Source organism: Methanooceanicella nereidis (assembly GCF_021023085.1).
GTDB classification, from domain to species: Archaea; Halobacteriota; Methanocellia; order Methanocellales; family Methanocellaceae; genus Methanooceanicella; species Methanooceanicella nereidis.
In genome coordinates this window covers 226,340-247,996 of record NZ_PGCK01000004.1, presented here as the reverse complement: position 1 = coordinate 247,996, position 21,657 = coordinate 226,340, and the positions used below count along the sequence as shown (strand labels likewise).

Below are 21,657 nucleotides of genomic sequence, written 5' to 3'. Positions count from 1 at the left end.
AGGAGACCATATCGAAAAAAATCATTTTTTAATCTTTATGTCTATGGTATCATAGTCGATCCCCATGGATTCTAGCTTTTGTATCGCATGGGGGACCATGTCCATTGATATGACAATAGTGCCCGTAACACCTTTTATCGCGGCTTCTGTGATCGCATCTATCGCGCCGAACATCATATCGGGCTTAACGTTAGCCGCTTTACAGGCCGCCAGCGCTTCGATGCCCGCCACTGCGACGATACCGCTCACGGAAGACTTCAACAGCTTCAGGTCGGATCTATGGGACCCGCCGTCAACGATCGTCGGGACCCTTATGAGCTTTACCCTCTCTTTTTCGAGCGGTATAAGGCCTTTAAGGTTCATCACGCCGACATCCTTTCCGGCTCTGGCATTATTTATGGCCACGCCTGAGGCGCCGGTGCTCTTTTTAGCGCTGCATGAAAGGATGCCGTCCTTCATGGAGAGGTAGACCGTCTGGTCTTTTTCAATGTCGTCCAGGGCTATGGCAGCCCATGCGGATACCTGGCCTACGACGTTGCTCAGCACATAGTCAGAAAATTCTTTCAGCTCTTTGGCATCGTTTATTATATGCTCCACTCCGAGAGGGGTGATGGAATACTGCCCTCTTCCCTCGGATGTTATCATGCCCTCAGAGACGAGCTTTTTAACATATTCCGAGATAGCCTGGGGAGTTATACCGAGCTTTTCGGCGATGTCACTCTGTTTCAGTTGAGGCTGGCTTGCAGCGACCTCTACGAGTATCATGAACTTCGTGACTTCTCTCTTTTTCTCTAAAACTGACATTACTTATCCTTTATCACTTCAAATCTTTGTCCTTTAACAACTATGCGGTTTGACCTTTTCGCAACTGCCTTCAGGAACATAGGGCTTTTATCGAAAGTGCGGACAAGGTTTAACAGGGATGCGTTGCCCTTTAAAACCTCGACTTCCATTTCTTCCGACAGTTTTCTTAAGCTCTCGTCCATAGAGAAAGCGATCATAATAATATCGCTTAGCTCTTTCATTGTACACTGAAAATTGGTCCTGACCTCACTGTACGACGTCCTGTATTCCATTACCGGCGATGCCCCGGGCTCCGGCATCCTCCACCTGTTCTCGATCAGGCCGCCCTGCCTTAGAGCGTCAAGGCTCTTGATTACGTCCTTTCCAGTAATTTCGCGAAGCTCTTCCTCTGTTTTCCATCCTGCCGAGAGCTCGTCAAATACCTGTGAATGAAGTTTTGAGTTGAATACCTGCAATAACGGCACCAGGTCAGAGGGGTCGTTAATGATCTTTGTCCTTTTTATGTTCTGCACCATTGGCACTTGTACCCCATACGTCAGCTAATGTCCTTGGAGAATATACAATTACATTACGTATATACATCTTTCTGCATAACGTCATAGAAAAATATATCACAAATTGGAAATAAACCTTTTGAAAGATTTCTGAAAAAAGAGAAAATTTTATGAAAAAAGCTAGGTTCATAGTGAAGGGTATTGTCCAGGGTGTAGGATTCAGGCCTTTTGTCCATAATCTCGCGAACACCGATCATCTTTTAGGATATGTTAAGAACCTCGGCACCAGCGTCGAGATAGTCGTAGAGGGCAAGGAAGGCGACATTGAGGCTTTTTTATCGGAACTGAAGATCGGCCCGAAGCTATCCAGGGTCGACTCCGTGGATGTGACGTACCTGCCCTATGAAGGAAAATACAAGGATTTCTCCATTCTCAAGAGCTCAAAAACCGGGTTCGGCGGGTTCATACCGCCCGATACCGGCATCTGTAACCAGTGCATAGAGGACATGCGCCATAACCCTCACTATAAGGGCTACTGGGCCACATCATGCGTCGACTGCGGGCCGCGCTACGCAATAATGGAGACGCTGCCCTACGACCGCGAGAATACCTCCATGACCGATTTTCCGCTGTGCCCGGAATGCATGAAAGAATTTACCGATCCCGGGGATAGAAGATATCACGCCCAGACCATATCATGCCCGCATTGCGGACCTAAATTAACACTCTTTGATAAAGATCGCAACGTCCTGGAGCCTCCCGTAGATGAGACGATAAGGCTTCTCAAAGAGGGCAATATACTGGCCATCAAAGGCGTAGGGGGCTTTCACCTTTGCTGTAAGATGGAAGAGACCCCGAAGCTCAGGCTCCGCAGGAACAGGCCGGAACAGCCTTTCGCGCTGATGGCGCCGTTAAAAATGATAGAGGAGTATGCCTGTATCTCGGATAAGGAAAGAGAGCTTTTAGACTCGTTGAAGAGGCCCATCATCCTTTTACGCCGAAAGGAAGGCAAGGTCCCCGAGCCCGTATCGCCGGGATTGCATACGGTGGGCTTCATGACACCCTACACGGGTTTTCATCACTTATTGTTCAGCGGCATCGACGAGCCGCTCATTATGACCAGCGCCAACCTGCCGTCGGAGCCAATGGTCAAGGATAACGAAGAGGCTTTCAGGAGGCTTGCAGGCATCGCCGACCACTATCTTGTCCATGACCGCCGCATACTGAATCGCTGCGACGACTCCGTCCTGCGCGTCAACGATGGCAGAATGTTCTTTGCCAGGATGGCAAGAGGCTACGCCCCCACGTCCTTCGTCATGAAAGAGAAGGCACCGAAGTCCATACTGGCGATGGGGCCCGAGCTTAACTCAACGATATCCATATATAAGGATGACCTGTGCTATGTGTCCCATCATCTCGGGAACATCAATAATCCGCTATCGCTGGAATTTTTAAGGGAGACCGTGGACCGCCTGCTCGGCATGACACAGGTGGTGCCGGAGGTAATAGCATGCGATATGCACCCCTCTTTCCTGTCCACGAGGCTCGGGAAGGAACTGGCTGAGAAATTCGGCTCGGAGATCATCACGGTACAGCATCACCGCGCACATATCGGCTCACTCGTCGTCGAGGGCGCCGACCTGGATGACGTGGTGGGAGTCGCTATGGACGGTGTCGGCTTCGGAGAGGACGGCACTGTGTGGGGCGGAGAATTATTCCTCGGCGACGGCCATCCTGCGGGGTTATTGCCCGTGCCGATGCCGGGAGGCGACCTGGCCACGAAGTTCCCGCTGAGGATGGTGGCCGGAATACTATATGGAGAGATAGAGGATTCACGTCTCAAGGAGATCCTTACTGCTAACATGAGCGATGTAGAGACGAACGTGGTCATGCGGCAAGTCGAGACCGGCCTTAACGTAGCGCACTCCTCAAGCGCGGGCAGGGTCCTCGACGCAATAGCGGCGGCGCTGGGCATCTGCTACAGGCGCACTTATGAGGGCGAGCCGGCGATGAAGCTGGAGAGCGCGGCATTTAAGGGAGACGCATCCCGCGTCAAGCTTTCATGCGGCACGGTGACGGTGAGCGGAAGGAAGATGGTAGATTCTCGTTCCCTTCTCAGATCAGTCGTGGAAGCCCTGGACGAAGGAAAGGACCGGTTCGACATCGCCGCATCAGCGCAGAACACGCTTGCAAAAGCCTTCGCAGAACAGGCATGCATCGAGGCCAGGGGCTCGGGCGTGTCCACCGTCGGGTTCAGCGGCGGGGTGGCTATAAACGCGGCGATAGGCAAGACGATAAGGGATGAAGTGGAAGCGAACGGCCTCAAGTTCGTCACTAACCACAAAGTGCCGTGCGGTGACGGCGGAGTATCCTTCGGGCAGGCAGTTCTCGCATGCCGCAGGCTAAGGCTCTAAGACCGGGAAGTCGCGATCTTTAAAGGATTAAGTAATGTGATCCTTGCTGGCGCGTACCAAAAATACTTGACGGGTAAATCTTCTTTTATACTATTCGGTGTACAATGCGGCAATACAACATCACTTTTCACCACTTAGGACACGAAGGCAACCAGGGTACACGGTTTTTCACCACTAAGGACACGAAGGCAACCAGGGAACACAATTTTTTTTAAGTATAATCTCATGTATGATCCTTATTTGTCTGTAATTTCGATACAACTGCCTTAAAGCACATGTATCGAATATATAAATATAGAAAAAACGGGACAGCACCACAGAACCTATGCCTATCGTCTAAAGAAATCCTTGGTGTACCTTGGTAACCTTTGTGTCCTTTGTGGTTGGGCTTGTGTACCTTGGTAACCTTTGTGTCCTTTGTGGTTGGGCTTGTGTACCTTGGTAACCTTTGTGTCCTTTGTGGTGAAAATAGTGGTCATTGGTCGCCTTTGTGTCAAAAAGCAGGCGGCGCCCGTAGCCTTATTATAAGATCATTCCTGCTTGTTAACGACGACTTTTCCTTTCATGTTAGGCGAAGGGTTCTTGCCGTATACCTCTATGAGTCCGGCGGCTTCTATCGAGCCGAATTTCACTCCGGGCCTGACGAACGCGCTCCCGTTGCACAGTACTTTTCCAAGCACTCTTGACCTGTCAAGAGCTACGAGGTCGCCGTCTACCAGGAGATCTCCGGTTATCAGGGAACCCGGCCCGAGTATGACCTTATTCGCTCTGACGTTTCCCAGTATCTGCGCGGATTTCCCCAGTTCCAGGTTCCCGTCAATGTTCATGTGCTCGAGGCACCGTGAATTCATGCCGGTGATAACGTTGACCCTGTGCGTGATCGGCCTTGTATAATTAGAATTTTTCATGACGATAAGAGTGTTCGAATCCTTATGCGCCCTTATTGAAGCCCTATCCATCCCTTCAGCCATTAAGCATACTTTTTCTACTATCCCATATAAAAAGTTTATTTTAGAATAGCTTAAACTTGTAGTAATTATATTGTAATATCTTAGAATTTAATCGATGATTAGATCTTTCGGCCATGAATTAATTTGATTATGATGTTAATAATGTCCAGATTAACCCATGAGGTTTGTAAACTATTGGTTGCACTACATTTCTCAGGGGCGCTTGATCCGTAAAAACAGGCATTATTGAATACTGGCATTTTTAGGGTACGTCGGCTTCTCTACATGTTTTGAGGCACACAGGAAATACCCGAGAGTAAAGGTCGTGATAGATCTTTTATTCCTGGCTTTCCTGTGAAGTCTCCGCCTCATAATACCGCCATATAATTATTTTTATATGTTATATCTAAGCGTACATATATTTACCTGTTACTTACCAGGTCCTCGGGCGTCAATAATAGCCTGAGTGTCTCACGGTCCCTTGCGCTTTCATGCCTGAAAGGATAATGGTAAACGCCGATACCATTTAAAATGCTGACGTTGTAAGGCAGAAGTTCAGGGAATATCAAATTATCTCTAAATGATTTCCAGAGAAGAAGTATAATATCCCTGTTCAGTTCACCTTTTCTGAACTTATTAACGATCCTGTCCTTATTCCAGTCGGTATCATCCATTAATAAGTTATACATAATGTTTCAATAATTATATGTCTAATATATTTATTAATTATTTTTCTCCGTTTATAGCTATTTAGCCCCTGTCGAACAATTTTCCTGCTATTGTGGCTATGCGATAGCCAAATGACCTTGCAAAGCTTAGTTCCTCCCCGGTCGGACCCTGGTCGGACATGGGGCCGGACACTGACGTCGGGCCATATGGCGTACCGCCCCTGCCGGTTGTCGCCAGGCCTGGTGTTGTATACGGGAGTCCCGCGATAATTAGCCCGTGATGGAATAGTGGCAGCATCATCGCAAGAAGTGTGGTCTCATTCCCGCCGTGCATGCTGGAGGTGCTGCAAAACACTCCCCCCACCTTGCCTTCAAGCTCCCCGTTCAGCCATAATGAGCTTGTCCTGTCAATGAACATCTTTAGCGGGGCTGTCATGTTCCCGAATCTTGTAGGTGATCCGAGCACTATGGCATGTGCCCATCGAAGATCGTCTTTTCCGGCGAGCGGCAGCGTCTTGTACTCTTCGACGGCAGCCTTCCATCTATCATTCTTATTGATGATCTCCTCGGGCTCAATGATCTCCACTCTCATCAGGCGCACGTAAGCGTTCTTTACTCCTGATGCGCCTTCTGCAACGGCTTTAGCTAGTTTCATAGTATTACCGTATCTTGTGTCGAATATGATCAGGACATTCATGTTATTCTGCCAATAAATTATTAATATAAATTTATAAATAAAAATATGTCAGGATTAGTTTGAAAGGAGCCTAAAATATGCTAAGAATTAACCATGAAGTACCCGATTTCGAAGCAGATGCATTTCATAAAGATGAGATAAGGAGGGTCAGGCTCTCTGATTATAGGGGCAACTGGGTAATACTGATCTTTTACCCGGCCGACTTCACTTTCGTCTGCCCGACCGAGCTTGAGGAGATCGCAGAGCATTATGATGAGATAAGGGATCTGGGGGCCGATGTGCTCAGCATCAGCAGGGATACGGCGTTCGTGCATAAGGCATGGCATGATAACTCCCCTGCCATTAAAAAGATCAAGTTCCCTATGGTAGCTGACACTACTGGAAATATATGCAGGGATTTTGGAACGTATGATGACAAGGATGGATTATCACTGCGTGGGACTTTTCTTGTCGACCCGGACGGCATGCTTAAAAGCATAGAGATACACGACAATAGTTTCGGAAGAAGCGCAAAGGAGATCATCCGTAAGCTGCAGGCGGCTAAGTTCGTCAGGGAGCATGCAGGCAATGTCTGCCCGGCAAGCTGGGAGCCAGGAAAAGAGGCCTTGACTCCAGGACTTGAAATGGTCGGTAAGATATAGAGTAAGAGGTATGTGCTATATAGTGGTTGTAAGCTGTCAATAGCTTGCAGTTTGCCTAAAAAATTTATATTTTATTATTTATGATCTGTGTAAATCTGAATATTTTGGCTTCAACCGAAATGTTAATAAATGAAGTGTTACATTTACGAGATGCTAAAAACTATATGCCTCGGTGGCTTAGCCGGCATAGCGCGTCCTTGGTAAGGACGAGGTCGCGAGTTCAAATCTCGCCCGAGGCTTATTATCATTTTCTATTGCTTTTAAAATCATATTAAAAGAATTTTTTGCAACTCCGAAGGAGTTGCTATATTAAAAAAGTTTTTGAGGGGCTAACGGGGAACTTTTTGAAAAAAGTTCCCATGTGAATTAGAATAGTTCCATATAGTAAAATATTATTCTTTTGTCTTGCTGTTCGACGGTCGTTCTTTTTGTTGTTCTTTTGTCTTGCTGTTCGACGGTCGTTCTTTTTGTTGTTCTTTTGTCTTGCTGTTCGACGGTCGTTCTTTTTGTTGTTCTTTTGTCTTGCTGTTCGACGCTCGTTCTTTTTGTTGTTCTTTTGTCTTGCTGTTCGACGGTCGTTCTTTTTGTTGTTCTTTTGTCTTGCTGTTCGACGCTCGTTCTTTTTGTTGTTCTTTTGTCTTGCTGTTCGACGCTCGTTCGCTCTCTTTGTTCGCTCTCTCGCTACTCCGGTTTTTCAGGTGCTCCGATGTCAGGGCCGGGCTTGCACCCAGCACAGCCTTGGCTTCGCCAGGCTGTGCTCGCAAGCCCTAAGCGACGCCGACTGAGGCGGCGTCCATTACCCTGCCATCTACGCATCCCTTCGCTCATTCGCTACGCTCACTCGCTTCGGGCAGACCTGAAAAACCTTCGCCGAACGCGATCTGGTTTGAAAATTTTAACAAAATAGGTTATAGATCATATATTCCCGGTACAAGACTCTTCGGTTTTCCCGCAGCGTTTAATTGCTCGCTTACTGCCCTGCATCCGCCGTTACATTTTGAAAGGTGGACACAGGTCTTACATTCTTCGTTTAGTAAGCTTTTGAACGCTTGCATCTGGGTCGATGATTTTAAGTCTTTGAACCTTTGGTCCCTGAAGTCGCCGAGTACTGAGAGGGAGTGGTTGCAGGGTCTCATTTTCCCTGACGGGTCTATTGTGTAATATGCTCCTGACTTTCCTGTCGGGCACCATCCGAAAGACAGCCGCTTATACTGGCTTGTATCTATGATGCATGGAGGAACAGGCACTGCACAGTGGACTCCGATGCCGTAATTTTCGGATATACTTTCCAGAGTATCAAGATGTGATTGCAATATTTCTTTAGAAATCTGGAGCTCTTCAATATGCTTTAATCCTTCACCGCCGGGATTGAAGCGGTTATAGAGTATCGACTTTGCTCCCAGGGCTATCGCCATCTCGCAGGAACCTAAAAGGTCTTTTGAGTTTATGGCGGTCGCGACGAATACCGCGGTGAAATCACCGCCTGCCGCCTTTACATTAGCCATGCCGTCAAGGACTCTTTCAAAGGCTTTTGCGCCTGAAAGATGGTCGTGGACTTCGGGCTTATCGCTCAGAAGAGGTATCTCATAAAGCGTAGCGTCCTCTATCGTCTTTGAAACGTTTTCTTCGGACAGCAAGGTGCCGTTTGTGATCAGGTTGATCTTTATTCTCTTTGAAGCGATGTGATGAGTGATCTCCGGAAGGTCTTTTCTTAAAAAAGGCTCGCCGCCGCTTATCGTGATAAGCCTTACAAGCGATTCGTCACATAATTTGTCTGCGATGGCGGACCATTCGAGGGAAGATATATCCTGAGGCGCTTTCATGCGGCCGCATTTCCAGATGTTGTAACAGTAAAGGCAATTATTGTTACACCGCGCCGTGACCTCGAATATAAAACCTGTTTCCGGCTCTTTCGCTATGGCAGAGATGCCCTCTATCAGTTTCTTGAACATGTCCCGTGTTCATATCTTTTTTATCTTATTGTAAATACTCTCCGGGACTTTTCCTTCCTCATGCAGCTTTTCCAAAAGCTGTCCTCTTGCCGCGACGACTGTGCCGGCCATCATCGTGGCGTTTTCCAGCATCGGGTCAACTGCGGGGGCATAGCATGTCGGGGTGGAGACGACCTCGATATAGGACATGGCTCCAAGGAGGAAGATCAGGATGCCGGGGATGATAAGTGTCATTGCCAGGCCTGCGAGGAGCACGGGTATCCACATCGGTATACCCAGGGCTTTCTTTTCTCTCTCCTTAACAAATAAGAACACTGCATAAGCCGTACATGACAGGCCTATGATGAACGCGACGCCTGATAAAATGAGCAGTATCAAATATATCACATATGTGCTTTCAAACATTCTAAGACACCATTTTTACAAAACGTTCTCGATGAGCTTTTTAATAATATCTGCATCTGGTATTAATAATGTTAGTTTAAAACACGAGCGATAATGATCTTTAGCCCGGGCAGCGCTAAGCCTGCGTCCGGGCTATGTCCGTTATTTGGCTGCGAGGCCGCCTTTCAGGAACCTGTAAAGCTCCTCCCTTTCATCCTCCCAGCTAAGCTCTTCGCGCTCTACGGCGCGCTTTTCGGTAAATAGTAAGAGATCATGACTGCCTATTGGTTTTTTGCGTTCCTGGTTCTTTATCGATTTCTTTTCTCTCATAAACTCACCAAACATAAATGTAATGATTGTTAATGATAAATACTTTTCCCTTATTATACACTCGATTGATGATTAATTGTATATATTATCAGAAGATAAATAAAAGAATATATTTGGTATATTTTCTGATATGATGATAAAATTTTAAATTTTATTTAATGTTCTGCTCTTTAAGCTCTTTAATAATCATCATTTAATCTTTGGATAAGTCTATCATTAAGACCATCAAGGAAAACCATTTTTCACCACGAATGAGACCAAGAGTTTTTAGATTCCAAAATTATTAAGATTCGAATAATCTTCAAAAAAAGTCCTTTGTGTACCCTTATGCCCCTTTGTGCGCTCCCATGAAAAACTTTTAGATGGTCTCTTTTAAAATGGACATATTACATCTGTTCTGTGATCGAGTTCTGGCGTTGTGCCTGTCGGATGGCAGGTAGGCACGTAACCTCACAGAAACACGGAAACACAAATTTTTTTATATGATCTTTTAAGGTCTCTAAATCACAAAAAATGCTCACCAAATCACAAAGGGCTCTAGTATCACCGTCAACGCGCTAAAGTCTCAAATGCTCGGCTTAATGCTCGAAGTGCTCTAAGTCACTAACGCTAAAACAAGACCCGAACATTCTCCAAGGGCACGAAGGTTTAATATCCCGGTTTGTGTATCCCTGATCCATCAACAAGAGTATATCGATCATGTAAGCGTCAACCGTGCAATTAGACCTTCGTGCCACTTGGAGAATGTTCGGGTCTTGTTTTAGCGTTAGTGACTTAGAGAGGTTAGTGCGTTGAGCCGAGCGTTAGAGGTGTTAGAGCGTTGACGGTGATACTAGAGCCCTTCGTGATTTGGTGAGTAAGATTTTGTGATTTAGAGACCTTAAAAGATCATATAAAAAAATTTGTGTTTCCGTGTTTCTGTGAGGTTATGTATCTACCTGCCATCCGACAGGCATAACCATAAAAAACTTCATCTCAAAGACCGGGTAAGTACGACACGTTCTTTCATTCTTAAAACCTGGGCAAAACACCGCTCATCAAAGATTTCGTGGTGAAAACACCGTGCCCTTGGTTGCCTTTGTGGTGAAGTGGAAGAATCAAGTCCGTATCATCAACAAAAATTTTTACAAAAAAGTCAGGCCATTATTTGTTCAAATTATACCTTTGACCTCTTTTTCTATCTCTTCGATTATACGTGCCATGCGCTCGTGCCTTTCAACAGCTATGGCCTTGCCCGTGTCGGTATACATCTTATCCTTGAGGTGCCTGAGCTTAATGTGCCATTCACGCTGCGTAGAGTCTATTTCCGGCGAATTATTCTTAGGGTCGATATGGATCCATTCCTCGTCCGGGTAATATACGCTCCGGCCATGCTCCCCGAGCCACAAATATGAGCGGGCGATGCCTACAGCGCCGAGAGAATCAAGCTTATCCGCGTCAAAAAGGCATCTGGCTTCCAGTGTTTGCGGGCTGCCGCCTCTCCTGTGCCTGTGAGTGGCGATCGCATGGATTATTGCGTCTTTTGTCATGTCATCAAGTCCGAGGTCATCGAGGAACGGCTTTGACAGCTTGACGCTCAGCTCATCGTGAATATCCTCTTCCCTGCAATTTGCCCTTTTTTCCTCAGCCCTGCCTATATCATGCAACAGTGCGGCCATTCGGACTATGAACAGGTCAGCGCCTTCTTCAGTTGCTATACGTTCCGCAAGCCTGTAAACTCTTTCTACATGAGAAAAATCATGGCTTGGCGCAAAACCCCTGTGTAGCGATTCGGCGTAATCCCGGGCTTTCTTAATGGCATCTTCCTTGTTCATACACGCTCTCACGGAAATAAAAGGGTCATGATATATAATAAGTTTCATGGAGGGACAAGGTCTCTGCCGAGCTGGAAACTGAGCATGGATAGAGATCTTCTTTTATCCGTTTTCGAAATGACGCCGAAATAGCAGCGGTCCCATCCATATCTCCTGTAATATCCTGCGGGGCCTGCGATGCCAAGCCTTATCAGGTAGTTTGAGCTCTCGTCTATCTCTATCTTTTTTTCATCAATACGTCTGTTACCGATGACGAAACTATCCTTATCCATTAAGTGCAGTATATCCTCGACTTCGTCCCCGGTCTGCCTGTAAGCCGCTTCCTTATGCTCATGCCCGCAGACTATGACGAAACCGTTATTATCAAAATATTTTTTAACGGAATTGAACGCGCTCTCCGGAAGATAATGATACCCCGTGGAGTCGCAATACTCGGAGCCCGATGTCGTTATTCTCTGCCATGTCCGGGAGTGTAGCCACGCCTCGTCCTCCCCAAAGTCGCCATGATATATCTTCAAGGGGTCTAAAGGCCCTCCGTGCACCGCGAGCAGCCTGTACTCCCTGTCTATATGATATTTTTCCATACCTTTAAAAAAGGCCTGGTATCCGCTTCGGTTACGATAAAGGTCGTGGGCCCGGATACTTTCCGCATCACCTTTGGTGACAGCTTTCGAGTTAAGAAACGCCTCATCGTGGTTTCCAAGTATGGAAATAAGATTTTTTATAGTCTTCAGGCGATTGACGGTCTCCTTCGGCAGATACCCTCTTTCCATCACGTCGCCCAGGTTTATGACCTTCCCGATATTCCCGTAACGCTCAGAGAACTTATCATCGCCGGCAACCCTGAGTATCGCATCCAGCGCTCCAGCATCAGCGTGAATATCCGATATCAGGAGAATTGAGCCCGCCATCAATAAAAATAACTCCCCGAAATACGTTATATGTATCGATTCTGCTCGATCCGGTCATCTCAGTTCGCCGGACTTTCCATCCCAGGAAAATTTTTTCCTGCTGTCACGCCTGTATCTTTTTAGCTCACGGGTATCGAGTATGTTGTATTTTGCCTTCCACAGCGGCAGGCAGTACATGACCTCGGGCTTTTCAGGCGTCCCACCGAGCCCTATGATGACAAAAACAGGGTTTCCTGTCCTTTCCTTATACCTGTCATATTTAGCCAGCTGGTATTCCTTTGCCCATGAGATAGAGCCGTTGTAAAGGGTGGAACGGAACTTGCATTCTATGCCGATAACGTCCCCGGTAGGCAGATGCTCTACCGTGATGTCAGGGTTGAAATCAATTTCTTCTCTTGTGTGTCCTGCGCCGTCCAGGATCCATTTTATGACCTTAAAGTCCTTCCCGAACAGCCCGATAACATGTTTCTCGAAAGCATACCCGAGCGAATGGGTCGGATCAATATACTCTTTATCAGTCGACATTTTCAATCAGAATAGGGCATTTAAAAAATAAATCTATCCATTGGCATCAGTCTCCGCTCCAGCTTTGCCGCCATGCATCACCGGCACTCTTCCATCAGCTGCTCCGGGTCTTTCCCCGGTGGCGTACATGCCTGCCAGTATGAGCGCGGCACCGATGAGCGTGAACAGCGTCATGCTCTCCCCCAGAATGAGCGCCGCCAGCAGCACGCCCGATAGCGGCGTGATGTATATCGTCATCGCCACGTCAGACGCTTTAAGCCTGGAAAGGCCCTGGTTGTATATCAGGAATGCCACGACCGAACACAGTATCGCCAGGAACAGTATGGACGCCCAGGAGGCCGATGTGACCTGTGTCAGCGGGGTCATCGGCGTCATGTAAACATAGAAGGGTATCAGGCCGGCCACGCCGAGGATGAACGTGTAGTTCATGATAGTGAGCAGTGAATATTTTCCGCTGACCTTTTTGGCCGCTATCGTGTAAACGGCCCAGATAGCCGCGCTCGACAGCCCTATGATGTCCCCGAAAAAGTGGGATGAAGAGAACTCCAGCCCTCCTCCCGAGACTATTAGCGCCACTCCTCCGAACGCGACGCCGGCGCCAAGCAGTTTTTTATTGCTGAGCCTTTCTTTCAGCAGCATCGCTCCGAGTATCATTATGAAAAACGTGGAAAGGTTGAACAGTAACGAGAAGTTGGTCACCGTTGTATAATTGATCGACGATAGCTGCAGCACGAATTGAAGCGACACGCCGGCTATCGATAAGAATGCAAGGACAGGCAGGTCTTTAACGTCCACTTTAAGCTCTGATATGCCTTTCCAGAGTATAGTAAGTATAAGTAAAAACAACGACGCTATCGCGAACCTGATAGTGACTATCTCTATAGTCGATAGTTGAAGCAGTGCCTGCCGTCCGGCGATGGAAGATGCTCCCCATAGAATATTGACGATTATCAACCCGAGAAATAAAAATAACGGGCTGTCAGCCCTTTCTTTCCACTCCGCGTTTTTAAACATGCCATGCTCCTCGCTCTATGGTGAGATGGATCCATACCGCATCGAACCATCCTGCATATGAGTTGTGGCATATCCTGATATGATTAAATCTCTTCCGGTAAAAAACAGGCTTATATTTGCCTGTTTTATGGTTTTTGAGGTATCGTTAGCTCTGTTTTTTTCACCCCGTATTTATCGGGCTCCTTTCGCTCGGCCTGATACATGCCGAAAATTATCAGGGCAGCTCCAAGTATCGTGAAAACGGTCAAAGGCTCTCCGAGGATCAAAATCGCCAAAAACACTCCCGAAAGCGGCATCACGTATATGAATACGGCAACGGTCGAGGCTGATAGTTTCTCCAGGCCGTAGTTATACACAAGGAATGAAATTATTGAGCAGCATATAGTAAGGAAACCCAGAGAGACCCACGTTAGCCCGGTGAAAGATATCGGGGACGTTTGCGGGGACATCAGGTAGAATGGCAATAGCTCGAGGGACCCGAACAGGAACACGTAGACAAGGACGGTCAGGGTCGAGTATCTCTCGTTCATGCGCTTGCCTAACACGGAATATAATCCCCAGGCAGCGGCGCTCGCCAGGGCTATGCCGTCTCCTAATAAGTTGGCAGAGAGCTCGAACCTGCCGTTCAACACTATAATTGCCAGGCCGATAAAAGCGACTACAGCCCCCAGGATCTTATTCCCGGTCAGTTTTTCTCCCAGCATCACAGCCGAGAAGAACAATATGAAGAACGTCGAAAGGTTAAATATCAGCGTAAAGTTCGTCGCGGTGGTAAAATCCAGCGAGAGCACCTGAAGGAAAAACCCTAAAGATATGCCTATTATGGATATCAGCACAAGCTGCGGTATATCCTTTATGTTTACTTTAAGCGACCCTGTCCCTTTCCACAGCACAGTGGCGGCGATAAGTATAGGGGTGGCTATCGCGAACCTTAAAAACACTATTTCAATGGTCGTTAACTGTACATATGCCTCTTTTATGGCGACGGCCGAAGCGCCCCAAAATGCGTTAGCGACGAAGAGGCCGATGATCAACCATAAGAAAGTTCCTTTATTGACATTTTTTTCTGACAGCGCATACATGCTATCATCTCATGATCCGGATGATGGGCCCCGTATAGGAATTAATCCACTAAAAAGGTTTTTGTCCTAAAACCCTTACATAACAAATAAAACCCATTGTTGCTTAATTTTTGGTTTTTGGTGATTATTCGCTATTATTAACAGAATAATGTTTTATTTATCAGCTTTATGTAATATATTTGGAAGGGGGGAATTGGATGCTAATTACTAAAAGACATATTATATTTGCCCTATCAGCTCTGGCATTGTTCGCGTTCGCGTCGACTTTTGCGGCAGCACAATATGTTGGATATCCCGGAGCATCTTCCGCTCAGGTTATCCAGCCCGTGGGTGTCGCTCCCATGGAACAGAATGTCGTCGCGACAGATAATGTCCAGGCGGAACAGCCAGCTATTGTACAGGATGTTATGCCGGCAGCCGCTCCTGTCTCAGGATATGGTGTCGCTCCAGTCGCATCTCCGTATACGGCAGTGCCGACTACCGGATATGCAGCAGCTCCGATCACTACCGGGGTCGATCCTGCTTTCGGATGCGCTCCGCTAGCAGCTCCTGCAGTGGCGCCTTTAGCCGCTCCTGTCGTAGCTCCGATCGCGACACCGCTCGTATCCTCGGGAGGGTTTACCCGCACATATGAGGCGAGCTCTGTCGGAGGGACATTCGTGCCACCGCAAACTAACGTGGTAGAGAGTTTCTATTCGCATCCGGGCGTGACGCCTTACGGCGCATATCCGGGAGCGGGGGCAGTCGCAAACTATGGAGTAGGGTTCACACCATACGGATATTCACCTTATGGTGCCTTAGCATACCTCTAAGTAAATGTCCGGCTTCCTGACCGGACATTTATTTTATACACAGCGACGGATGTTTTGCGTATGTAAAAATTTTCATCGCAGGGTTTTATTCTTCTTGCCTGTATAAGATGTATCTACAATGTCATCTATTCTCCGTACTGTGAGTTTTTTATGTATTCGTCAATTCATAATTGATCAAACTTAAACACAAAGGCTACGAACGTCCACTAGCTTTCACCACGAAGCGCACAAAGGCTACGAAGGTCCACTAGCTTCCACCACAAAGCGCACGAAGGCGATTAAGGTCCACAAATTTTTTTTTAAAATATGATAACATTTAAAAAGAAGTCCTTTGTGAACCTTCGCGCCCTTCGCGCCCTTCGTGGTGAAAGCTAGTGTACCCTTGTGCTCCTTTGTGCGCTTTGTTGTGAAAAAAGCCGTGTCCTTAGTTGCCTTCGTGGTTAACATGCGCAATCTTTTTTGTCGTCATGTATAAAATGAGATATCTATAGCCTTACTTTAGGCATAAATCAATTAAAAAATGATGATCATACGCGTGCGCGTGGTTTTTCATATAGCCTGTGGGACCATTTAGTCTTCCATTTCTGGCCGTTCGTCTTGCAGTATTTGACACGGGCGTCCGGGTCGTTTTTCACCCAGTTGAAAAGATACATGAACTGGTCGCGGCCCACCTCTATCTGGCGGATCTTTTCGGGTACACCGATGCTGACAAGATAATCGCTGAAAGCGTCCTCGATCATGAACTGCAGCGGGTCCTCTATCTTTACCGACATCCATGCATATTCATTATCGTCAAGCCATAGCCTGACGTTATCAAAAATATGCCCGGAACAGATCTCCACCATGTGGGTCTCTTTAGTTATGCCCATCTCTTCAAAGAGCTCCTGGACGATGTCAACCACACGGTTTTGATATTCCTTGTGCTTGTATAAGCCATCCTGAAAATACTCGACGTCGACGAACTTATGTTTAAAAATGCCTGTTTCCACGTCGAAAGCCCCTATCGCGGCCCCTCCGACGGGCGAACCTATGCCGCTGTCATCTATCTGGACTACTTTAAGATGGCTATTCTCATCTTCCATGTAAAAATTAGAATGGTGAATTCGCATATATACTTTTTCTTTATAATAAAAAATTTTATTATATTATTTATAAATGAATAAGTTATATTCAAATTTTAAACGTGGAGTATGAAAGAAAGATATTTCTCCACCGTTGCCCTTTTCACTATTCCCTGTCTTATCAGAATGTACAGGATGATCGCCCCGAGCAATATGACTCCCGCGATCCCTCCGATCGCATATGAAAAGATATGCGTCATTCCCATAATGGATTCCCAGTTCTCGCCCAGTAAGAACCCTATGTATGCCAGGATGAAACACCAGGGGAAAGCTCCTATCATACTGTACACGATGAACTTGTAAAAGTTCATTCCAAGAAGGCCTGCAGGGACATTTACTATGGTGCGGACTACCGGCAGAAGTCTCGTATATATGCATGCCGATTCGCCATATTTGCAGAACCATCTCTCGGCCCAGAGCATCTTCTGCGGGGTGATGCCTATGAACTTGCCGTACTTGTCCACTACGGGCTTTCCTCCCCAGTACCCGATCGCATAGCCTATCGTAGAGCCGAGGCCTGTGCCTAATGTTCCTACCAGGGCGACGAGCAGGACGTTTACCTTGCCCTCGGAGGCCATGAAGCCGCCGTATGTCATGATCACTTCGCTGGGGACCGGTATTCCAGCGCTTTCTATTGTCATGAGGATAAATACGCCAAGGTATCCCATACTTCCAATGACATTACATATCCAGTTAGTGATGTCTGCCACGATGGCTTCCAGTCCAAACATATTAAAATCCTCAACTATCCCCAAACGATATAAACTTTCTCCGGTTATTTAATTTCACTATATATTTTATTTATATGCCCATTTTGCTCTCATTCACTCTAAATTTTCCAGGATGTAAAAGTAATTGGCGTAATATAATATAAATCGGTTGCTTAAGCTACAGATCAATCCGTAGATGTTATTTATACTGGAATACCAGGCGCATGAGAAAGTAATTATATAATATATCCTTATAAAAAAATTAAGGGCTAATATGACCGGAAGATGGGCAAAAAGAGTTTTGGAGAATGGGATCAGCAGGCGTGATTTCCTGAAGGCGACCGGGACTGCCGCTGTTATGGCCGCGGCAGGCATTACCGGCTGTGTAGGAGCTGACCAGACAGGCCCTACGCTGTCGCCGACGATCAGACCTACTGTATCGCCGGTAAAGGGAGATATGGTAGTTGCGGTTGACCCGGATCCTATAACGCTTGTTGACAGGGCGCTGGACGCGTTCGGAGGCCTGTCCGGCATTATCAGCCCGGGCGACAGGGTAGTGATGAAGGCGAACTACTCCTTTGCTAAGTCGGTGAAAGACGCTACCTGTAACCATCCTGACGTGCTGGTGCGAATTATGCAGCATTGTAAGGATGCGGGAGCTAAAGAGGTCGTCGTCATAGATAACACGCTTGATAATCCGACCCTGTGCCTGGAGCGCAGCGGTATTCAGGCGGCGCTGGATAAAGCCGGGTTCAAGGCCGTATCGCCCAAGAATAAGAATACCGAATATACGGAAAAGGATATGAACGGCTCTAAGATCAAGAAAGTCCATCTGGCGAACGTGCTTCTTGAGGCTGACACGTTCATCAACATCCCTGTCATTAAAAGCCACAACATGTCCACGATGACCGCGAGCATGAAAAATCTTATGGGAGTCATTTATGACCGTGGCGTGTTCCACTACGGCCTTGACGTTAACATTGCCGAGCTTGCCGGCTTCATACGCCCTGACCTTAACATAGCTGACGCCTACCGAGTAATGAAGACAGGCGGCCCTAGAGGCACAAGTTCAAGTATCATATCGTATCCTAATACTCTTATAGTGGGTAAAGACCCTGTTGCCGTCGACTCGTATTCCGCATCCCTTCTTGACCTGAAAGGCGGGGACATAGGCCATATCAAGGCCGCATACGATATGGGCCTGGGCGAGTATGACCTTAGCAAAGTGGACATCATAAGGGTGTGATGATCTTAAGACTATCAAGAATACCTTACCTGAGGACAGCCGTACAATTAGCGTTTTTCATAGCGGCGGTATATCTGTTCCTTAACCTTGACTATCCGGTCTCGATGCCCGTCGACAATATCTTCCTGTCATCAGACCCGCTCGTTGCGCTGACGTCTATCATCTTTTATCGCGGGGCGTGGATACCGGCCCTTCTGCCTGTGATAGCGCTCCTGGCCGGGAGCATGGTCCTTGGCAGAGTATTTTGCGGATGGATATGCCCGGTGGGCTTCCTGGTGGATGTGTCCGGCGCGTTCTCGGGCATATTTTCAAAGATCATCAAGAGGAGGCAGACCAGGGCCCGTTTCGGGTACCTCCAGTACGGGATACTGGCCGCTGTACTAATATCAGCTTTATTCACGCTTGAAGCGCTTTCGATACTTGATCCTTTCGTGATCCTCCAGAGATCCCTTCACATGATATGGTCATCAGCCGGGATACCGATCATAATATTGCTTTTACTGGCCGCTTCTATCGTCATAGCCCCCCGATTCTGGTGCAGGGCTATATGCCCCACAGGAGCGATAATAGGGGCGGCATCTTTGATCTCCCCGTTCGGGCTAAAGATCAACGAGGATTGTATAAAGTGCAAAAAATGCCACCGGGAATGCCCGACGGGAGCGATCTCCGGTGAGATGAAATGGGATGCGACGGCGTGCACAAAGTGCCTTGTGTGCGAGCGTGTCTGCCCGAAAGACGCGATAAGCTTCTCAGCGTCAGTCCCGTCGATCTCGAGCTTCTCGACGTCAAGGCGCTCCCTGCTGGCAGCCGGGGCCGCCCTCGGGCTGTTCGCCGTATCTAAAGGCGCTGTCGCCGCATCATCATCCGGGAAACCGATAATAAGGCCGCCGGGCTCGCTGGTCGAGTATAGCTTTAACGCAGCCTGCACAAGATGTGAGAGCTGCGCCAGAGTATGTCTCGGGAATGTCATAAGGCCGGCCGGGCTCGATGCGGGCATTGACAGGTATTATACCCCTGTGCTTGATTTCAGCACAGGCAAATGCGAAAGGTGCGGTGCCTGCGGTACTGTTTGCCCGACTGGCGCGATTATAAGTGTCCCGGAGGAAAAAATAAAGATAGGGACTGCTTCGGTCGATACGGAAAAATGCATCGCATGGAAGGATAATTTGAAGTGTCTGATATGCTCGGAGGTCTGCCCGGTGGACGCGATAAAAGGTGTTAAGAACCTGCGCCCGAGGGTGATACCCGAAGTATGTGTCGGGTGCGGGGCCTGTGAGCTTAATTGTCCCGTAGATGGCGTAAAAGCGATCACCGTCTCGAATGCCGGAGAGAGAAGACGTGAGGCTTGAGTATGGACAACGAACAGGTAGCATCTATGCTCCTGGATATTTCGAGGCTGCAGGAGCTCGAAGGCGAGGACAGCTACAAGATAAGGGCGTATAGAAAAGCCTCGCAGAGTATTGCCAGCCTGGACCGGGATATTAACGATCTTTACCGCGAGGGAAGGTTGCAGGAGATCCCGGGGGTGGGCAGGAGCATAGAGGGGCTTATAAATGAGCTTTTATCGACGGGGAGATGCCAGTTCTATGAAGACTTAAAAAAAGAAATCCCCCCGGAGCTTTATGATGTTATGAGCGTGCCGGGTATCGGCAGAAAAGCGGCGGTCAAGATACATAAGGTTCTGGGGGCCACGACTATCAGCGAGTTCAGAAAGGCTGCCCGGGAGCGCAGGATAAGAAATATCCGGGGGATGGGCGAAAAGATCGAAAAGAGGATCCTAGAATCTATAGATAGTTATCAGAAAATGCGCGAAGAGCTGCGTATCCCCATTTTCAGGGGACTGGCGGTCGCGTCCGAAATAGGAGGATACCTTAAGGATTGTGACGCTATAGAACGGCTGGAACTGGCGGGAAGCTTAAGGCGCAGGGCAACGATGGTCAGGGACGTCAACTTTTTAGCCGCTTCATCCGATCCAAAGGTCGTTATCGACCACTTTTGTAATATGCCTATCACCAGCATCGTCAAGGAGCGCGGCGCAAATTCCGCACGGATAATTACGATATACAGGGTAGAGGCTACGATAAATGTCGTCGACGGAGAGGACTGGGGCCTTCATATGGTCTTCGCCACCGGCTCAAAAGGCCATCTTCAGGCACTGACGGAACATGCGACAAAAAAGGGCATCGAACTGGACAATACCGGGTATATAAATGCAGTCACAGCACAAAGGATGCAGTTCCTGCAAGAAAAAGCGCTCTACGGCTCCTTAGAGCTGGAATACATCTCCCCGGAGCTGCGCGAAGGAAAAGGTGAGATAGAGGCGGCCCTGAATTATGGCCTTCCCGACCTGATCGAGCTATCCGACATTAAGGGTGACCTTCATGTGCATTCGGCATGGAGCGACGGCGCCAACAGCATTCAGGACATAGCGATGGCCGCCCGGGCGAGAGGCTATGAGTATGTCGCCATATGTGACCACTCGGTATCATTGACAGTAGCGAACGGCCTGAGCGCCGGGAGGCTCAGGGAACAGATGGCCGAGATAGACCGGCTTAACGATACTATGGAGGATTTCACGATACTAAAGGGCTGCGAGGTGGACATAAAGGCGGACGGGAGCCTTGACCTGCCTGACTCGGTACTTGAGGAGCTTGACATCGTCATAGGCTCCATACATGTTAGCCTTCGCCAGGAGCCGGAGGTCATCACTCAAAGAGTGCTGAAAGCGTTCGAGAACGAGTATCTGACAGTGCTCGCACATCCGACCTCCCGGATACTTGGCCGCAGAGGCCCGACCATGATAGACATCGATAGGGTGATAGAAGCAGCCATCGATCACGGGAAGGTTCTCGAGGTCAATTCATACCCTGACAGGCTCGATCTTAGCGATGAGAACGTTAAGAAAGCCATGGACGCAGGAGCCATGGTCTGCATCGATACGGACTCCCATTCGCTGACCGAGCTTGATTTCTTGGAATACGGTGTGGGGAATGCAAGAAGGGGATGGGCGCCAAAGTCAAGGGTATTGAACGCGATGCCGTGCAACAGGCTGCTCGAATTCCTCGAAATGCGAATATAATCCGATAAG

23 protein-coding genes and 1 tRNA gene are annotated in these 21,657 nt (G+C 47.9%); 7 read left to right on the top strand and 17 right to left on the bottom strand.

Annotation, left to right across the window (positions count from 1 at the left end):
- Nucleotides 1-21: 21 nt before the first annotated feature.
- Both CUJ83_RS06885 and CUJ83_RS06880 read right to left on the bottom strand, forming a co-directional pair.
- Nucleotides 22-804 (bottom strand): DUF7839 domain-containing protein, encoded by a 783-nt coding sequence (locus CUJ83_RS06885; RefSeq protein WP_230741551.1) that lies wholly within the window; start codon nt 802-804, stop codon nt 22-24.
- The gene (locus CUJ83_RS06880) at nt 804-1,319 is read right to left on the bottom strand and encodes an ArsR family transcriptional regulator (protein WP_230741550.1); all 516 of its coding nucleotides are present in this window, start codon (nt 1,317-1,319) and stop codon (nt 804-806) included. Before CUJ83_RS06880 ends, CUJ83_RS06885 begins: the two co-directional genes overlap by 1 nt.
- Before the next feature lie 149 nt (nt 1,320-1,468).
- Between CUJ83_RS06880 and hypF the strand changes: the two genes are divergently transcribed.
- On the top strand, nt 1,469-3,712 hold the full coding sequence (gene hypF / locus CUJ83_RS06875) for a carbamoyltransferase HypF (protein WP_230741549.1): 2,244 nt from the start codon (nt 1,469-1,471) through the stop codon (nt 3,710-3,712).
- A 530-nt stretch (nt 3,713-4,242) separates the two neighbouring features.
- On the opposite strand, the gene CUJ83_RS06870 is transcribed toward hypF, so the two are convergent.
- From CUJ83_RS06870 to wrbA, 4 genes are all read right to left on the bottom strand, one after another.
- Nucleotides 4,243-4,683, bottom strand: a complete 441-nt coding sequence (locus CUJ83_RS06870) for a hypothetical protein (RefSeq protein WP_230741548.1) — start codon at nt 4,681-4,683, stop codon at nt 4,243-4,245.
- A gap of 222 nt (nt 4,684-4,905) precedes the next feature.
- Complete coding sequence (locus CUJ83_RS15675; RefSeq protein ID WP_255668395.1) at nt 4,906-5,034, bottom strand: hypothetical protein; 129 nt, start codon at nt 5,032-5,034, stop codon at nt 4,906-4,908.
- Between the two features lie 50 nt (nt 5,035-5,084).
- The gene (locus CUJ83_RS06865; RefSeq protein ID WP_230741547.1) at nt 5,085-5,351 is read right to left on the bottom strand and encodes a hypothetical protein; all 267 of its coding nucleotides are present in this window, start codon (nt 5,349-5,351) and stop codon (nt 5,085-5,087) included.
- Nucleotides 5,352-5,412: 61 nt separating this feature from the next.
- Complete coding sequence (gene wrbA, locus CUJ83_RS06860; RefSeq protein WP_230741546.1) at nt 5,413-6,027, bottom strand: NAD(P)H:quinone oxidoreductase; 615 nt, start codon at nt 6,025-6,027, stop codon at nt 5,413-5,415.
- A 77-nt stretch (nt 6,028-6,104) separates the two neighbouring features.
- Here wrbA and CUJ83_RS06855 point away from each other — a divergent pair, with 77 nt between their 5' ends.
- Together CUJ83_RS06855 and CUJ83_RS06850 are read left to right on the top strand one after the other, a co-directional pair.
- On the top strand, nt 6,105-6,668 hold the full coding sequence (locus tag CUJ83_RS06855; RefSeq protein ID WP_230741545.1) for a peroxiredoxin: 564 nt from the start codon (nt 6,105-6,107) through the stop codon (nt 6,666-6,668).
- Nucleotides 6,669-6,834: 166 nt separating this feature from the next.
- Nucleotides 6,835-6,907 (top strand) — tRNA-Thr (locus tag CUJ83_RS06850).
- A 153-nt stretch (nt 6,908-7,060) separates the two neighbouring features.
- Here CUJ83_RS06850 and CUJ83_RS06845 read toward each other — a convergent pair.
- The 9 genes from CUJ83_RS06845 to CUJ83_RS06805 all read right to left on the bottom strand — a co-directional run bounded on the left by CUJ83_RS06845 (nt 7,061) and on the right by CUJ83_RS06805 (nt 14,680).
- On the bottom strand, nt 7,061-7,432 hold the full coding sequence (locus tag CUJ83_RS06845) for a hypothetical protein (RefSeq protein WP_230741544.1): 372 nt from the start codon (nt 7,430-7,432) through the stop codon (nt 7,061-7,063).
- Nucleotides 7,433-7,576: 144 nt separating this feature from the next.
- Nucleotides 7,577-8,620 carry a radical SAM/SPASM domain-containing protein gene (locus tag CUJ83_RS06840; protein WP_230741543.1) on the bottom strand — a complete coding sequence of 348 codons (1,044 nt, stop codon included), beginning with the start codon at nt 8,618-8,620 and terminating at the stop codon, nt 7,577-7,579.
- A gap of 9 nt (nt 8,621-8,629) precedes the next feature.
- The gene (locus CUJ83_RS06835) at nt 8,630-9,025 is read right to left on the bottom strand and encodes a hypothetical protein (protein WP_230741542.1); all 396 of its coding nucleotides are present in this window, start codon (nt 9,023-9,025) and stop codon (nt 8,630-8,632) included.
- Nucleotides 9,026-9,166: 141 nt separating this feature from the next.
- Nucleotides 9,167-9,334, bottom strand: coding sequence for a hypothetical protein (locus CUJ83_RS06830; RefSeq protein ID WP_230741541.1), 168 nt, complete (start codon nt 9,332-9,334; stop codon nt 9,167-9,169).
- Between the two features lie 1,151 nt (nt 9,335-10,485).
- Nucleotides 10,486-11,148 (bottom strand): HD domain-containing protein, encoded by a 663-nt coding sequence (locus CUJ83_RS06825; RefSeq protein WP_230741540.1) that lies wholly within the window; start codon nt 11,146-11,148, stop codon nt 10,486-10,488.
- Nucleotides 11,149-11,192: 44 nt separating this feature from the next.
- Nucleotides 11,193-12,059, bottom strand: a complete 867-nt coding sequence (locus CUJ83_RS06820; protein ID WP_230741539.1) for a metallophosphoesterase — start codon at nt 12,057-12,059, stop codon at nt 11,193-11,195.
- A 54-nt stretch (nt 12,060-12,113) separates the two neighbouring features.
- Complete coding sequence (locus CUJ83_RS06815) at nt 12,114-12,584, bottom strand: hypothetical protein (RefSeq protein WP_230741538.1); 471 nt, start codon at nt 12,582-12,584, stop codon at nt 12,114-12,116.
- A 33-nt stretch (nt 12,585-12,617) separates the two neighbouring features.
- Entirely contained in the window at nt 12,618-13,598 is a 981-nt protein-coding gene (locus CUJ83_RS06810; protein ID WP_230741537.1) for a DMT family transporter, read from the bottom strand.
- Nucleotides 13,599-13,723: 125 nt separating this feature from the next.
- Nucleotides 13,724-14,680 (bottom strand): DMT family transporter, encoded by a 957-nt coding sequence (locus tag CUJ83_RS06805; RefSeq protein WP_230741536.1) that lies wholly within the window; start codon nt 14,678-14,680, stop codon nt 13,724-13,726.
- 197 nt (nt 14,681-14,877) lie between these two features.
- On the opposite strand from CUJ83_RS06805, the gene CUJ83_RS06800 reads away from it, so the two are divergent.
- Nucleotides 14,878-15,492, top strand: coding sequence for a hypothetical protein (locus CUJ83_RS06800; protein WP_230741535.1), 615 nt, complete (start codon nt 14,878-14,880; stop codon nt 15,490-15,492).
- 527 nt (nt 15,493-16,019) lie between these two features.
- On the opposite strand, the gene CUJ83_RS06795 is transcribed toward CUJ83_RS06800, so the two are convergent.
- Both CUJ83_RS06795 and CUJ83_RS06790 read right to left on the bottom strand, forming a co-directional pair.
- Entirely contained in the window at nt 16,020-16,574 is a 555-nt protein-coding gene (locus tag CUJ83_RS06795) for a hypothetical protein (RefSeq protein WP_230741534.1), read from the bottom strand.
- Between the two features lie 95 nt (nt 16,575-16,669).
- Nucleotides 16,670-17,344 carry a DedA family protein gene (locus CUJ83_RS06790; RefSeq protein ID WP_230741533.1) on the bottom strand — a complete coding sequence of 225 codons (675 nt, stop codon included), beginning with the start codon at nt 17,342-17,344 and terminating at the stop codon, nt 16,670-16,672.
- 253 nt (nt 17,345-17,597) lie between these two features.
- Here CUJ83_RS06790 and CUJ83_RS06785 point away from each other — a divergent pair, with 253 nt between their 5' ends.
- The 3 genes from CUJ83_RS06785 to polX are packed head-to-tail and all read left to right on the top strand — an operon-like array spanning nt 17,598 to nt 21,648.
- The gene (locus tag CUJ83_RS06785; protein WP_230741532.1) at nt 17,598-18,569 is read left to right on the top strand and encodes a DUF362 domain-containing protein; all 972 of its coding nucleotides are present in this window, start codon (nt 17,598-17,600) and stop codon (nt 18,567-18,569) included.
- Complete coding sequence (locus CUJ83_RS06780; RefSeq protein ID WP_230741531.1) at nt 18,569-19,918, top strand: 4Fe-4S binding protein; 1,350 nt, start codon at nt 18,569-18,571, stop codon at nt 19,916-19,918. Before CUJ83_RS06785 ends, CUJ83_RS06780 begins: the two co-directional genes overlap by 1 nt.
- Before the next feature lie 2 nt (nt 19,919-19,920).
- A complete protein-coding gene (gene polX, locus CUJ83_RS06775) occupies nt 19,921-21,648 on the top strand; it encodes a DNA polymerase/3'-5' exonuclease PolX (protein ID WP_230741530.1) in 1,728 nt (575 codons plus the stop codon).
- The last annotated feature ends 9 nt before the right edge of the window (nt 21,649-21,657 follow it).